We start from the raw sequence: 990 nt of genomic DNA, 5'->3' as shown, positions 1-990 counted from the left end.
GCCCAGCGCCGATGGCGCCAGCGGGCGCGGTGGGCGCGGTTCGGGGCCGATCGGGGTGGTAAGCCAGGGCGGCAGCAGCGGCAGCCCCAGGTTTTCGACCGTGCGCGGCGCCTCCACCACCGGCGGACCGGGTATGCCGATGCTGCGCGCGCCGTCCCAGATGGCGTCCGGCTCCCACGCCTCGTCCTCGCCGAACAAGGGGGCAAGCTGGGCATACCAGCTATCGGCGGGCAGTTCCTTGCGCGAGGGTGGCCAGGCGCCAGCGATGAACAGAGCCTCTTCGGCACGGGTCAGCGCGACATAGAGCAAGCGCCAATGTTCCGCGCGCTCTTCCCGTGCAGCCTGCTCTTCTGCGGCGCGGATCGGCGGAGCCTTTTCTTCCTTGCGCAACGCGGGCAGCGGCACGCTGCGCGGGCGCTGGCCCGGCCCGTGCTCCACCAGTTCGCTGCCCCGCGCCAGGGCCGCATCGGGATCATCGGCGGCATCGGCCAGAATCACGATCGGCGCCTGCAGCCCCTTTGATCCGTGCACGGTCATTACCCGCACCAGATCGGCGGCCTGCCCCGCCTCGCGCTTCAATTCGCCATCGCCGCTGTCGAACCATTGCACAAAACCGACCAGGCTGGGCACCTGGCCCGTGGCATAGGCCATTGCGGCGTTGAGCAGTTCGTCGATCGGATCGTTGGCCTCACGCCCCAGCCGCGCCACCAGCTTGAAGCGTGCCCGCCACGGCCCCACCAGCAGCCAGTGCAGCAGTTGCGCTGGCGGTTCGAAATCGGCGCGGCGCAACAGGTCGAGCAATTGCTCCACCGTCTGCACGGTCGCGGGATCGCGGCTGTGCGCCAGATGCGTCCACAGCCGCACGCCATCCTTGCGATAGCCGCGCTCGAGCAGGTCTTCCTGGCTCCACGCGATCAGCGGCGACACCAGCAGGTTGGCGAGGTTAAGATCATCGAGCGGCTGCGCGCAGAACCGCAGCGCGGCCATCAG

At 69.5% G+C, this 990-nt stretch carries 1 protein-coding gene; it reads right to left on the bottom strand.

The genetic code is table 11. The features are described from left to right. Window positions 1–990 (bottom strand): 3'-5' exonuclease (locus H926_RS34945; protein WP_305809478.1); only part of this gene is annotated, 990 nt, incomplete at both ends.

This window comes from Novosphingobium sp. B-7, from assembly GCF_000410615.1.
Taxonomy (GTDB): domain Bacteria; phylum Pseudomonadota; class Alphaproteobacteria; order Sphingomonadales; family Sphingomonadaceae; genus Novosphingobium; species Novosphingobium capsulatum.
Note: the sequence above shows the minus strand (reverse complement) of the source record. Positions and strands in the feature narration are given on the sequence as shown.